This window comes from Streptomyces sp. NPDC088553 (genome assembly GCF_044752965.1).
Classification (GTDB): domain Bacteria; phylum Actinomycetota; class Actinomycetes; order Streptomycetales; family Streptomycetaceae; genus Streptomyces.
Map to the genome: position 1 here is coordinate 21,976 of NZ_JBIVMG010000006.1, position 12,066 is coordinate 34,041.

A 12,066-nucleotide genomic window follows, 5' to 3' on the forward strand; every position below is an offset into this window, starting at 1 on the left:
TTCGGGTGCATTGCCTCGTCAGGTCGGGGACGCCGCTTGCGGGTGGTTGCCCGCGAGTGCGGTGTGTCCGCGGTGGTGCTTGTGGGAGTGGAGCCGGCCGGGGACCTGGAAGCGTGTCCCGGACCCGCGTGCGAAGCAGGCGTCTCAGCTCTCGGCGGGGGCGGCGGGCCGGTCTGCTTGCCGGGAATCGGTTCGCCATCAACGGGGTTGGTGGGGGAGGAGCCGATATTGGAGGGTCATGCGAGCGATTCAGGTGTACGAAGTGGGCGGTCCCGAGGTGCTGCGGGAGGCCGAGGTGGACCAGCCGCGGCCGGGTCCGGGCGAGGCGGTCGTGGAGGTCGCCGCATCCGGGGTCAACTTCCTCGACGTCTACCACCGCGAAGGCCGGTACAGCCTCCCGCTGCCCTTCACCCCGGGCGCTGAGGGCGCCGGCACGGTCGTCGAGGTCGGACCCGGCGTCGCTGACGTCGCAGTCGGGGACCGGGTCGGTTGGGTGGAGATTCCCGGCACGTATGCCGAGCGGGCCGTCGTCGACTCCTCCCGGCTGGTGCCGCTGCCCGACGACATCGGCTTCGAGACAGCCGCCGCCGTGCTCCTCCAAGGCATGACCGCGCACTATCTCGTCAAGGACGCCTACCCGGTTCAGGGGGGCGACACGGTGCTCGTGCACGCGGCTGCTGGTGGCATGGGGCTGCTTCTGACCCAGCTCATCACCCATCTCGGCGGCAGGGTGATCGGCACGACGTCGACCACGGCCAAGGCCGAGCTGGCGAAGCGTGCCGGGGCCGCCGAGGTGATCCTTTCCTCCGCGGTCGACGATCTCGCAGCCGAGGTGAGGCGGCTCAACGGCGGTCAGGGACTGCCGGTTGTCTTCGACGGCGTCGGCGCGCACACCTTCGATGCGAGCCTCGCCAGCCTGCGGACCCGCGGCCATCTCGTGCTCTTCGGCGCGGCAAGTGGTGCCGTGCCGCCGTTTGATCCGATTCGGCTCGCCCACGGCGGTTCGCTGACCCTGATCCGGCCCAGCCTCGGGGACTTCATCGCCGATCGGTCCGAACTGCTCCGACGGGCCGCCGATGTGTTCGAGTGGGTGCGCTCCAAGGCGCTTGAGGTCACCGTAACGGGCCGCTACGCATTGTCCGAGGCCGCCCAGGCCCACAGCGATCTGGAGGCTCGGCGTACCACCGGCAAGCTGCTCGTCGTTCCCGATGCGGCCGCTGTCGGGCGCCGCGGGGAGACGCTGAGCTGATCACGGGTGACGAGGTCGGGGATCTCGGAGCCGGGTCACACCCCTTCAAGATCCCTCAGCCGAGACTGGCTCACCCGTCCACGACCTCCCGGGACGGAACAGCTGGGGCCCGTCCGGCGGATCAGGGCCGGACGGGCCCAGGGCGGGCAGACCCGGTCGCCTTCGTGGCGACGCGGGTGGGTCAGAGGCTCAGGCCCTTGGAGCGCAGCCACTCCGCCGGGTCGAGGCCGGAGCCGCCGGGGGTGTGCACCTCCATGTGGAGGTGGGCGCCGGTGACGTTGCCGGTGGCGCCGACGCGGCCGATGGTCTCGCCGGTGCCCACGGTCTGGCCGGCGGAGACCGTCATGGAGGACATGTGGGCGTACCAGATCTCGGTGCCGTCCGAGAGCTCCAGGACGACGCGGTAGCCGTACGAGCCGGACCAGCCCGCCGACTTGACGGTGCCGCTGTGGACGGCCTTGAGCGGGGTGCCGGTGGGGGCGGCGAAGTCGAGGCCGGTGTGGTAGCCGGAGGACCACATCGACCCGGACTGCATGTAGGTGGCGCTGAGGCTGTACGAGGAGAGCGGCAGCGTGTAGCTCGCGGCCAGCTTGGCGAGGCGCTCGGCCTCGGCCGCCGCCTCGGCCTTCGCCTTCGCCTCGGCTTCCGCCTTCGCCTTGGCCTCCGCCTCGGCCTTGGCCTTCGCCTCGGCGGCCGCCTTCTCCGCCGCGTCGGCCTTGGCCGCGGCCTCCGCGGCGGCCTTCTCGGCCGCCGCCTTCTCCGCCGCGGCCTTCTCGGCGCCGTCGGCGGAGGCCTGCTGCTGCTCGGCCTGCTGGAGGATGCGGGCGCGCAGGGCCTCGCCCGCGTCGCCGGCGCCGGTCGCGGCCTTCGCCGCCGGACCGTCCTGGGTGACCAGGCCGGCCTGCCGCATCTGCGGGGTCCCGGTGCCCTGCTCGTCGTCGAGGGTGGCGTACGCGGTGCTGGTGAGCGGGTTCGGGTTGGCGCGGGCCGCGCTGACCGTCTCGTGGCTCTCCTCGGGGAGGAGGTCGCCGACACCGGGGAGGTCGTGGGCGTCCGGCAGGTTGAGGTCCGGGAGCGATATCGCCACCGGGGGCTTCTCCTGCGCGGTGGCGAGGCCACCCGCGCCGACGGCCGCGATCACACCGACGCCGAGGACGGTGGAGGAGCGGGCGAAGTTGGAGCGCTGCTTGACGACACGGTGGCGGCCGCCGGAGCGGCTCTCGGCGCGGAGGGATCCCTCGGTGGGGTTCCACTCGGTGTCCGGGGCGGCAGGACCCGCACCACCACCGAAGGCATCGAAGGGGGCTTCGGGTGCGGGAGTGTTGGACGCCACGAAGGCGCGCTCCTTTCCTTCCTTCTCGCCTACCGGGTTAGCTGACGGGTTCGGAGCAGGAAGGTCTCCTACGGGCACGTCGCACGGGTGCGATGGGCTCGATTCACCCCAAGTGGTGGTTCCCCGGTTCCTTTTCAGGATTCGGCGCGTGCGCACGGTGCCGTCTCTTGCGACGGCTGGGACGACCGCACTGCGTTATCGAACGTTAATAGACACGGGGTGTCGATTCCAAGCTGTTCCTCTTGATCATTCATTGAATTGGGCGGTAATGGCCCGAGTTGACCGCCCTTCAGCAGGGGAAGCCAAAACCCTCGCGATCTGACGTTATGTCAATTGTTATCGCAGTGACACCTCGCGACTACGGCTGGTGACCGGGCCCGCCGCCGGGCGATCCGGACCCGCCGGGCGGCACCACCGGCATCGTCCGGCGCCGCTCCGGCTGCCCCGTCGCCGGCCGGCTCAGCGCGAGCAGCGCCATGTCGTCGGTCGACCCGCCGCCGGTGTGCAGCCGTACGTCGTCCACGAGCGCGTCGAGCAGTTCCTCCGGCCCGGGGAAGATCCGTCCGGCGAGCCGTTCCCCCGGGTCGTAGAAGACGCCCTCGGCGTTCCGCGCCTCCGAGAGACCGTCGGTGTAGAAGAGCAGCGTCGCGCCCGGCGGATACGGCCGCGCCTCGGCCCGGTCCGGCCACGACGCCAGATCGCCCATGCCGAGCGGCAGCGCCGGCTCGCCGGGCTCCATCGTGTCCAGGCTCCCGTCCGTGTACAGCATCAGCGGAGGCGGGTGCCCGCGGTTGACGACCCGTACGAAACCGTCGAAGGTGCCGCTCCCGTCACCGCGCGGGATCTCGGCGAGGACGGCCGTGGTGAACCCCTCGAAGGCATCGAGCCCGTGCCGGCGGGTGCCCTCCCGGGCGAGGGCCCGCTCCAGCCGCTGCGCCACGCCCTCCAGGGTCCGTTCCTGCTCGGCCGCCTCCCGGAACGCCCCGATGACGACGGCGACGGCCTCGACCGCGTCCATGCCCTTGCCGCGGACGTCGCCGACCACGAGCCGTACCCCGTAGGGGGTGTCCTGGACGGCGAACAGGTCGCCGCCGATGAACGCGTCCGCCTGCGCCGCCTCGTACCGCGCCGCGCACTGCAGCCCGCCGATGCGCTCGGCGGGCGTCGGCAGCACCGCCTTCTGCGCGGTCTCCGCGATGACCCGCGCCGAGGCGAGCCGCTCGCCGCTGCGGAGGACGACCCGGTTGATGAGCACCGCGAGCACCGCGACCGTGAGCACGGTCAGGAACTCGGTGAGCGACGGGATCTCGGTCGCGGTGTCGTTGTAGATGTGCAGCCCGACGGAGGCGAGGACGGCCGCGATCCCGGTGAGCAGCGTCGTGAGGGTGGAGGAGAACGGGGCCGCGATCAGCGGGGCCGCGGAGAACATCGGCGCCGCGCTGTACTTGGGCGGCGTCAGGACGTCGAAGAAGACACCGCCCACGATGATCAGCGGCGGCAGCGCCCGGATGAACCTCCGGGCACCGCCGTACGGGCGACGGCCCTCGCCGCCCCGCCGCCCGCCGATCGCTCCTGGGGGGTGCCCCACCTGTGCTCTCCTGCCCGGTCCGTACCCGGCCGCGGCCCGTACCGCGCCCTCCCAGGGTGGCCGCCGCCACCCGGGGCGGCGACTCCCACGGGGCCGACTGGCGTACGGACCGGAGGGCCGGGCCCGGCCACGCGCGCGGGGAGCCTGGCCGGGCGCGGCCACGCGCGCGTACGGGCGGGTAGGGGCCCGGCCCCGGCTCAGTCCGCCGGCGCCGCTCCCTCCGCCAGCCGCCCGCCCCTCGCCAGGAGGGCCATCGCCGCGGCGCACCCCAGCCCCACCGCGCACAGCGCGAGCCACGGCACCGCCGACCAGCCGGTCACGTCGAGCAGCGCGCCCGTCCCCAGGTTCCCGAGGGTGATCCCGATCCCGCACACCGTGTTGTAGAGCCCGTAGTGGGTGGCCACCCAGCGCCCCCGGGACAGGGCGACGACGGTGTCCATCTCGTACGGGTAGAGCACCGCGTTCGCGACGGCCAGGACCACCGCGCACAGCAGCAACCCCACCAGGCCACGGCCGAGGGCCGCCGGGAACAGGAAGGCCCCGCCCATCAGGGCGAGCCCGAGGACCAGACACCGCTCCCGGCTCAGCCGCCGCTTGCACCAGGCGGTGATCCGCAGCTGCCCGGCGAGCGCGACCAGCGCGGAGACGACGAAGAGCGCCGTCGTGGGCCCCGTGCCGCCGGCGGCGAGCGGCAACGCCAGATAGACCTGGAAGGACAGCACGTACGAGCCGGTCATCGCGAGCGAGAAGAGCCAGAAGGTGCGGTGGGAGAGCACCGTGCGGAACTGCCCTCGCCCCTCCCCGTCCCGCTCCCGCCGCTCCCCCCGCGCGGGCATGTAGCGGAGCTGTACGAGGGTCAGCCCGGCGAACAGCACCGCCGCCACGACGCACGTCAGCCGGAACGACACCCCCGTCAGGGCCACCCCCACGAGCGGCCCGAGCAGGATGCCCGCCTGGTAGTGGACGTTGAACAGGGCGAAGGCCTGGACCCGGCGCTCCTCCCCCGCCTCCGCCGCGAGACAGGCCCGGACGGCGGGGTTGAACAGCGCCCCCGCGAGCCCGGTCGCCAGCGAGGCGGCGATCAGCATCGGGAGCGACTGCGCGAACGCGAGCGCCCCGAAGCCGACCGTCCGCAGGGCGCAGCCCGCCACGATGAGCGGCTTGAAGCCGAGCCGGTCGGCGAGCGCCCCGCCGACGAGGAACATGCCCTGCTGGGAGAGGTTCCGGGCGCCGAGCACGAGCCCGACCGCCCAGGCCGCCATGCCGAGCCCGTCCGCGAGGTGCGCGGCCAGGTACGGCATGAGCATGTAGAAGCCGAGGTTGATGGTGAGCTGGTTGAGGAAGAGGAGCCGGACGGCCGGTTCGAAGGTACGGCTCTGCCTCCAGACCCCGCCCTCGGGCGGCGCTGCCGTCGTGGTCAACGCGTCGCCCCCGTCCGGTCCATGACCCTGCGGGTCCAGCCGCTGACCGTGTCGGCGGAGACGTACCCGGCGGGGTCCTCCCGTACGGGCCCGTCGAGAAGACCGTGGGCCGCGCAGAACTCGTCGTTGAAGACGGTGTCGAAGTACCGCTGCGGCCCGTCGGGGAAGACGGCCGCGATCCGCGTCCCGCGCGGCCGGGTCCGGGCCAGCCAGCCGGCGACCAGCGCGACCGCGCCGACGCTCCAGCCGCCCGTGGCGAACTGACGCGAGGCCAGACGTCGGGCCGCCCGTACCGCCTCGGCGGGCCCCACCCAGTGGATCTCGTCGAAGGCGCCGTGGTCCACGTTGCCCGGGTGGATGGAGGAGCCGAGGCCGCGCATCAGCCGCTCCCCGGCCGGCAGGCCGAAGACGGTGGAGCCGACGGAGTCCACGCCGACGAGTTCGAGCGCGGGGCTGCTGGTGGCGCGCAGGGCCCGGGAGATCCCGGCCGAGTGGCCGCCGGTGCCGACCGCGCAGACGAGGACGTCGATCCGGTCGAGCTGCCCGGACAGCTCGGCGGCGAGCCCCGCGTACGCGCCGGGGTTGTCGGGGTTCCCGTACTGGTCGGGCCACCACGCCCCGTCGAGGCTCACGAGCAGCTCGGCGACCCGGTCCATCCGGGCCTGCTGCCACCCGCCCCGGGGGCTCGGCTCCGGTACGACATGGACCCGGGCGCCGTGGGCGACGAGCATCCGCTCGACCATCGGTTCGAGGCCGGGGTCGGTGACGACGTGCACCGGATGGCCGTGGAGGACCCCGGCGAGGGCGAGGCCGAGGCCGAGGGTCCCGGAGGTCGACTCGACGATCGGGGCGCCGGGCCGCAGCTCGCCGCGCCGGCGGGCCTCCTCGACCATGTAGAGGGCGGCGCGGTCCTTGATGCCGCCGAAGTTGAAGCCTTCGAGCTTGGCCCAGTAGCCGTCGTCCGTACGGAGGACGGGGGTGTTGCCGACGGTCTGCTCGGCGACGGGCGACAGGCTGCCGGACAGCAGGTCGTTCATGGAGGGGACGTCCTTGGGGTGAGTACGCGGAAGGGGGCCTGGTCACGCGAGGGCGAGACCCGGCTCAGTTCCGGTCCACTCCGAGGGCGATCAGCAGCCGACCCGGCTCGGGGCCGGGTCCCGCCCTGCCCCGGACACAGCGCGCGCGGGGGTCGGTGCGGAGGTCGGCCGCGTACGGCAGGAGGACGGCTCCGCCGGCGTCCGGCGCGGCGAGGGGCGCGGCGGCGGTCTGCGCGGGGAGGTGGACGTCGAAGGACCACGCCTCACCGGACCGCTCGCAGCCGTGCGGCAGCGCGGGGGCCGAGACGACGGCCCCGGAGCCCGAGGGCGGCAGCATGTGCCCGTGCGAGCCGTGGCAGACGCTGACGAGGAGGGCGAGGAGCGCGAGCAGGACGAGGACGGCGGGCGCCCGCCGGCGTACGTCACTCACTCGCTCGTCACTCATGGTGCGTGTGACACTACGGTGGGGCAGTGCGCGCGCACAAAGGGACAGGCACGGTTCCGGCCACCGTTCACCTCCGGCAGCCGGGGGCGTTCGGACAGCCCGGCCGGAAGGGCTACAGGTTCCGCTCCGCGTAGATCTCCATCGCGTCCCGGACGAGGACGGCGGTGCCCTCACCGTGCTTGTCGTAGTTCGCGGTGAAGCGCGGGTCGTCGACGTACATGCGGCCGAGACCGGTCACGTACTCCTTGGTCGGCGTCGTGGTGGTGGACAGCCACGCGACCTGGCGCCGCGCGATCTCCTGCACCGCGTCGCTGCCGGCGGCGAGCCCGTCCTTGAGCGCCTGCCCGAAGTCGCGGGCGATGCCGGCCTGCTCGTCCATGAACGCCTTCTTCTGCGCCGCGGTGAGCGAGCGCCACCAGCGGTCGCTCTTCTCGTACGCGTCGCGGCCCCAGCGCTCGGTGACCTCCTGCTCGTACACCGTGTGGTCGAAACCGTCGAACACTTCGTCGGCCATGAGTTCTTCTCCGTTCTCGGTCTTGTGGAGAGTGGTCCGCACCGAGGCGATCTGCCGTCCGATGCGCTCGCGCTCCTGCTCCAGGAGCGCGAGATGGGTGCGCAGGGCGGCGGACGTGTCGCGCTGCCCCGCGAGGACCTCGGCGATCGCGGGCAGCGAGAGCCCCAGCTCGCGCAGCAGCAGGATCCGCTGCAGCCGTACGAGCGCCGCCTGGTCGTAGTACCGGTAACCGTTCGCGCCGATCCGGCTCGGCTCCAGCAGTCCGCGGTCCCCGTAGTGCCGGAGGGTGCGACTGGTGGTGCCGGCCTTCTTGGCGATCTCTTGGATCGACCACTCCATACCGAGAACGCTAGATCTTGACGTTGCGTAAAGGTCAAGCGCCGGTCTGCGGGAACGACGAAGGCCCGGATCCAGTGACTGGATCCGGGCCTTCGTTGCTACTGAGTAGCGGGGACAGGATTTGAACCTGCGACCTCTGGGTTATGAGCCCAGCGAGCTACCGAGCTGCTCCACCCCGCGTCGGTAAACATGACTGTACGGCATGACCGGGGCGATCCGGAAATCGGTTTCCGTCAGCAGCCGCAGTCGTCCGAGTCCACCGGCGCCGTGAGCGGGTCCGCGGCCTTCTCAGCGGGCCCCTCCCAGGTCTCGTACGCGAAGCCCTCACGCACCCAGTACTCGAAGCCGCCGAGCATCTCCTTCACCTGGAATCCCCGCTCCGCGAGGGCCAGCGCGGCCCGCGTGGCGCCGTTGCAGCCGGGGCCCCAGCAGTACGTGACGACCGGCACGGACCGGTCGAGCAGCCGCTCGGCCTGCTCGGGGATGAGCGCGGTCGGCAGGTGGACGGCACCGGGGACGTGCCCCTGGTCCCAGGAGGCGGTCGAGCGCGAGTCGATCACCACGAAGCCCGGGTCGGTGCCGTCGGCGGCCGCGGCGGCCAGCGCGGAGGCCACGTCGGAGACATCGGCGTGGAAGGCGAGGCTCGCGGAGAAGTACGCGGCAGCGGCGGCGGGAGAGGCCGGCGGGGTACGGAGAACGGCGTTGACCTGCGAAGTTGTCGTCGTCATGAGAATCAATCTACGGATGATGATCACCGCGCTGAAGGGATGATCCCCGGCGCTCCGAGCCATCGACCGGGGAATCCCGGGCGTTCCCCGCGCAGCGGCGTGGATCTCACGTACCGGAAGCCTCGGGACCGCCGATGCCCCGTCGGAAAGGGGCGTGACAGACGGCGTCACATCGACGAGGTTTGCTCCGTCATGACGACATGACGGGACGCGAACGGGGAGATCGACGAGTGGACCAGAACCGCGACAACCACGCCGACGGCAAGGACCTGCTGGCCCGCCGCTTCGAGGCCGACCGGGGCCATCTGCGGGCCGTGGCGTACCGGATGCTGGGCTCGCTCAGCGAGGCCGAGGACGCCGTCCAGGAGGCCTGGTTCAAGCTCAACCGCAGCGACGTCAGCGCGGTGGAGAACCTGAGCGGCTGGCTGACCACGGTCGTCGGCCGCGTCTGCCTCGACATGCTGCGCTCGCGCGGCTCACGCCGCGAGGACCCGCTGGAGTACTACGTCCCCGACCCGGTCGTCCGGGTCGCCGACACCACCGACCCGGAGCACGCGGCCGAGGTCACCGAATCCGTCGGCCTCGCGCTCCTCGTCGTCCTGGAGACCCTGGGCCCGGCCGAGCGTCTCGCGTTCGTCCTGCACGACATGTTCGCCGTCTCCTTCGACGAGATCGCGCGGATCGTGGACCGCACCCCGGCCGCCACCCGCCAGCTCGCCAGCCGCGCCCGCCGCCGGGTGCAGGACGCCAGCCCCGCCCCCGGGCCCGACGCGCGCCGGCAGCGGGAGATCGCCGACGCCTTCCTCGCCGCTTCGCACGGCGGCGACTTCGAGGGGCTGCTCGCCGTCCTCGACCCGGACGTGGTGCTGCGCGCGGACGGCGGCCGGACGCTCGCGGCCGTCTCCAAGGTCGTACGGGGCGCCGAGGCCGTCATCGCGCAGGCCCTCACGTACGCCAGGTTCCGGCAGGCCGCGCTGCCCGTCGTGGCCAACGGCGCGCCCGCGTTCGTCGCGGTCGCCGACGGCCGCCCGACCGTCCTCATGTCGTTCACCATCGCCGGGGACAAGATCGTCGAGCTGCAGATCCTGGCGGACCCGGAGCGGATCGCCGCGCTCGGCCTCTCGGAGGAGGACCTGGCCCGCGCGACGTTCTGAGCCGACCGGTCACTTCCCCCTGGCGGCCGTCAAGGAGGCCATGGCCGTCAGGGAGACGGCGGCGCTCGCGACGCCGAGGACGGCGCCCGCGGCGACGTCGCCCGGGTAGTGCACCCCGGTGTGGACACGGGAGTAGCCCACGGCCATCGCCAGGACCTGCAGGGGCACCGCGACCGGCGGGAAGACGACCCCCACGGCGGTCGCGAAGGCGACCGCCGACGCGGTGTGCCCGGAGGGGAACGACGCCGAGTCCGGCATCGGCACGTGGCGGCCCACCACGACCCGGGCCGCCTCACGGTCCGGCCGCGGCCTGCGGACGAGACGCTTGCCCAGCAGGTTGGCCGAGGCCGAGGCGACGGCCACGGCCCCGATGCCGGCCAGGGCGGCCCGGCGCGGCCGGCCGGGGACCAGGGCGAGCCCGGCCGCCACGGCGAACGAGATCTTGGAGTGGTTCGCCGCGCTCGACAGCCTGCGGAAGCCCGTGTCGAGCGTGGGCGTGGGGGTGGCGGCCACGGCGGCGTAGACGGCCCCGTCGATCGCGCGGAGGTCCCGGAAGACCGCCCGGACGGGGTTCGTGGCGGGAGTGGTGGTGCCGGTGGTCATGAGCCGCTGCTCCTCGAAGTGGTCTGGAAGGCGATGTGAGTGATGCGCCGCCAGTCCAGGGGCGGCTGGGGCTCGATGACGCCGGGCCGGTGACGCGGTACGAGCACCCGCAGGGCACGGGGGCGCAGGGTGCAGACGACGGGGGTGGGGAGGGTCAGCGCCTCGCCGTCGACGGCGACGGCGATGGTGCCGGGGGCGCCGGGGGCCCGGGCGGGCGCGGGGACGAAGGCCGAGGCGGGCACGGGGACGGGGGCCGCGGCCTTCCCCGTCACCTCGACACGAGCGGCCGTCAGGACGTTCAGCCCGGTCGAGTTGGTGCCCAGTACGGCCATCTCGGCGGCCTGCGCGGCCCCGTCGACCCGGATGGCGATCACCCCGAGCTCTCCGCCGTCCAGGCGCGGTCTCCTTGCGGCGGCGGCGCTGAACGGATCGGGCGCGGCGTACGCGTTGTTGCTGACGAGGAGGGCCTGCTGGGCGGGGAGCCTGAGGCCGTCGGCGGTCGCGTCGAGACGGTCGCCGCCACCGCCCTGGAGCAGGTCGGGGAGGACGTCGACGGCGGTGCCGGCCTTCGCGTCGCGGTACTCGGGGAGCTGGACGACGTCGGCGTACACACCGAAGGAGACGGTGTTGACGAACGCCCGCCCGGACACGGAGCCGAGGTCGACCCGCAGTTCCTCGCCGTCGACGAGCGCGTCCAGGCAGGCCGCCGGGTCGGCGCGGTCGAGACCCAGGTCGAGGGCGAAGTGGTTGCGGGTTCCGGCGGAGATGACGAGGAACGGCAGGTCGTGCTCGGCGGCCACGGCGGCCACCAGCGCCTGGGTGCCGTCCCCTCCGGCCACCCCGAGCAGGTCGGCGCCGTCGGCGACGGCCTCCCGGGCGAGCGCGGCGACATCGGTCTCGACGGACGGGTCGATGAGGACGACCCGCGCGCCCAGCTTCTCGGCCCGCTCGACGAGCCCGAAGCGGGCGACCTTCCCGCCCCCGGACTTCGGGTTCATGATCAGTACGGGGCGCTTCGGCCGCGGCCGCCGCTTCGGCCCCGGCCGAAGCGGCCCGCCGTTCGTGTCCCTGATGAGGCGCAGGGAGGCCCGCGCGCAGACCAGCGCCACGCTCCACGACGCGAGGGCCCCAAGCCCGGTCAGCCACGGGCCCCAGGCGACGTACAGGACGAGGACGGCGAGCGGCGCGCCGACGGCCAGCAGGGCGCCGGACACCCGCAGCGGCCCGCGGTGGGCGAGGAACCACCAGATGCCCACGGCCGAACAGACGAGCCCCACCAGCGCGCTCAGGATGACCAGCACACCGGCGGCGCCGAGGCCGGTGAGCAGCAGCACGACCGCCGCCACGGCGGCGCCGAGCGCCCACCGCGCCAGCGTCCGGGCACGGTCCATCGGATCACCGGATCCGTTCACCGTCACGGTCCCCACCTCCACGCTCAGCGTCCACGAACCAGACTCACCCAGGGTGCCGCACACCGCTCCCGGATACGGAAGCGCCCCGACCGGTCGAAACCGGTCGGGGCGCTTCTCGGCAGCTCGGGGACCGAAACCCCCGCCTGCCACACGTAGGCCGTGTGGGACTCGAACCCACAACCAACGGATTAAAAGTCCGCTGCTCTGCCAATTGAGCTAACGGCCCGTGGACAAGCACACCCG

The 12,066-nt window shown here is 73.1% G+C and carries 11 protein-coding genes, 2 tRNA genes, 1 pseudogene and 1 riboswitch; of the genes and pseudogenes, 2 read left to right on the plus strand and 12 right to left on the minus strand.

What is annotated here, in order from left to right; all coding sequences use genetic code 11:
* Positions 1 to 10: 10 nt before the first annotated feature.
* Positions 11 to 108, minus strand: a pseudogene (locus ACIP8Z_RS20590) (IS481 family transposase); the annotation flags it as partial.
* A gap of 130 nt (positions 109 to 238) precedes the next feature.
* On the opposite strand from ACIP8Z_RS20590, the gene ACIP8Z_RS20595 reads away from it, so the two are divergent.
* Positions 239 to 1,249: a quinone oxidoreductase family protein gene (locus tag ACIP8Z_RS20595; RefSeq protein WP_402085377.1), complete on the plus strand. Its 1,011-nt coding sequence runs from the start codon at positions 239 to 241 to the stop codon at positions 1,247 to 1,249.
* Positions 1,250 to 1,430: 181 nt separating this feature from the next.
* Here ACIP8Z_RS20595 and ACIP8Z_RS20600 read toward each other — a convergent pair whose 3' ends face one another.
* The 8 genes from ACIP8Z_RS20600 to ACIP8Z_RS20635 form a co-directional block, all read right to left on the minus strand.
* The gene (locus ACIP8Z_RS20600; protein ID WP_402085379.1) at positions 1,431 to 2,582 is read right to left on the minus strand and encodes a M23 family metallopeptidase; all 1,152 of its coding nucleotides are present in this window, start codon (positions 2,580 to 2,582) and stop codon (positions 1,431 to 1,433) included.
* 11 nt (positions 2,583 to 2,593) lie between these two features.
* Positions 2,594 to 2,739, minus strand: a riboswitch (cyclic di-AMP (ydaO/yuaA leader).
* 201 nt (positions 2,740 to 2,940) lie between these two features.
* The gene (locus ACIP8Z_RS20605) at positions 2,941 to 4,170 is read right to left on the minus strand and encodes a PP2C family protein-serine/threonine phosphatase (RefSeq protein ID WP_402085382.1); all 1,230 of its coding nucleotides are present in this window, start codon (positions 4,168 to 4,170) and stop codon (positions 2,941 to 2,943) included.
* A 197-nt stretch (positions 4,171 to 4,367) separates the two neighbouring features.
* Complete coding sequence (locus tag ACIP8Z_RS20610) at positions 4,368 to 5,591, minus strand: MFS transporter (protein WP_402085384.1); 1,224 nt, start codon at positions 5,589 to 5,591, stop codon at positions 4,368 to 4,370.
* Positions 5,588 to 6,628, minus strand: coding sequence for a PLP-dependent cysteine synthase family protein (locus ACIP8Z_RS20615; protein ID WP_402085387.1), 1,041 nt, complete (start codon positions 6,626 to 6,628; stop codon positions 5,588 to 5,590). Before ACIP8Z_RS20615 ends, ACIP8Z_RS20610 begins: the two co-directional genes overlap by 4 nt.
* A gap of 64 nt (positions 6,629 to 6,692) precedes the next feature.
* Positions 6,693 to 7,073, minus strand: coding sequence for a hypothetical protein (locus ACIP8Z_RS20620; RefSeq protein ID WP_402085390.1), 381 nt, complete (start codon positions 7,071 to 7,073; stop codon positions 6,693 to 6,695).
* Positions 7,074 to 7,185: 112 nt separating this feature from the next.
* Complete coding sequence (locus ACIP8Z_RS20625) at positions 7,186 to 7,926, minus strand: MerR family transcriptional regulator (RefSeq protein ID WP_402085392.1); 741 nt, start codon at positions 7,924 to 7,926, stop codon at positions 7,186 to 7,188.
* 106 nt (positions 7,927 to 8,032) lie between these two features.
* A tRNA-Met gene (locus ACIP8Z_RS20630) sits at positions 8,033 to 8,106 on the minus strand.
* A 53-nt stretch (positions 8,107 to 8,159) separates the two neighbouring features.
* Positions 8,160 to 8,654 (minus strand): rhodanese-like domain-containing protein, encoded by a 495-nt coding sequence (locus ACIP8Z_RS20635; protein ID WP_383585715.1) that lies wholly within the window; start codon positions 8,652 to 8,654, stop codon positions 8,160 to 8,162.
* Between the two features lie 200 nt (positions 8,655 to 8,854).
* Between ACIP8Z_RS20635 and sigJ the strand changes: the two genes are divergently transcribed.
* Entirely contained in the window at positions 8,855 to 9,808 is a 954-nt protein-coding gene (gene sigJ, locus ACIP8Z_RS20640) for an RNA polymerase sigma factor SigJ (protein ID WP_402085395.1), read from the plus strand.
* A gap of 9 nt (positions 9,809 to 9,817) precedes the next feature.
* Here the strand turns inward: sigJ and ACIP8Z_RS20645 are convergent, their stop codons facing one another.
* From ACIP8Z_RS20645 to ACIP8Z_RS20655, 3 genes are all read right to left on the minus strand, one after another.
* Positions 9,818 to 10,411: a phosphatase PAP2 family protein gene (locus tag ACIP8Z_RS20645; protein ID WP_402085398.1), complete on the minus strand. Its 594-nt coding sequence runs from the start codon at positions 10,409 to 10,411 to the stop codon at positions 9,818 to 9,820.
* The gene (locus ACIP8Z_RS20650; protein WP_402086493.1) at positions 10,408 to 11,802 is read right to left on the minus strand and encodes a diacylglycerol/lipid kinase family protein; all 1,395 of its coding nucleotides are present in this window, start codon (positions 11,800 to 11,802) and stop codon (positions 10,408 to 10,410) included. Before ACIP8Z_RS20650 ends, ACIP8Z_RS20645 begins: the two co-directional genes overlap by 4 nt.
* A gap of 174 nt (positions 11,803 to 11,976) precedes the next feature.
* Positions 11,977 to 12,049 (minus strand) — tRNA-Lys (locus ACIP8Z_RS20655).
* Positions 12,050 to 12,066: the final 17 nt, after the last annotated feature.

Excerpts from the sequence above, each read along its gene's own strand:
- ACIP8Z_RS20625 (WP_402085392.1), bottom strand. The coding sequence starts at position 7,926 with ATGGAGTGGTCGATCCAAGAGATCGCCAAGAAGGCCGGCACCACCAGT.
- ACIP8Z_RS20615 (WP_402085387.1), bottom strand. The coding sequence starts at position 6,628 with ATGAACGACCTGCTGTCCGGCAGCCTGTCGCCCGTCGCCGAGCAGACC.
- ACIP8Z_RS20650 (WP_402086493.1), bottom strand. The coding sequence starts at position 11,802 with ATGGACCGTGCCCGGACGCTGGCGCGGTGGGCGCTCGGCGCCGCCGTG.
- ACIP8Z_RS20645 (WP_402085398.1), bottom strand. The coding sequence starts at position 10,411 with ATGACCACCGGCACCACCACTCCCGCCACGAACCCCGTCCGGGCGGTC.
- ACIP8Z_RS20595 (WP_402085377.1), top strand. The coding sequence starts at position 239 with ATGCGAGCGATTCAGGTGTACGAAGTGGGCGGTCCCGAGGTGCTGCGG.
- ACIP8Z_RS20620 (WP_402085390.1), bottom strand. The coding sequence starts at position 7,073 with ATGAGTGACGAGCGAGTGAGTGACGTACGCCGGCGGGCGCCCGCCGTC.
- ACIP8Z_RS20635 (WP_383585715.1), bottom strand. The coding sequence starts at position 8,654 with ATGACGACGACAACTTCGCAGGTCAACGCCGTTCTCCGTACCCCGCCG.
- sigJ (WP_402085395.1), top strand. The coding sequence starts at position 8,855 with ATGACGGGACGCGAACGGGGAGATCGACGAGTGGACCAGAACCGCGAC.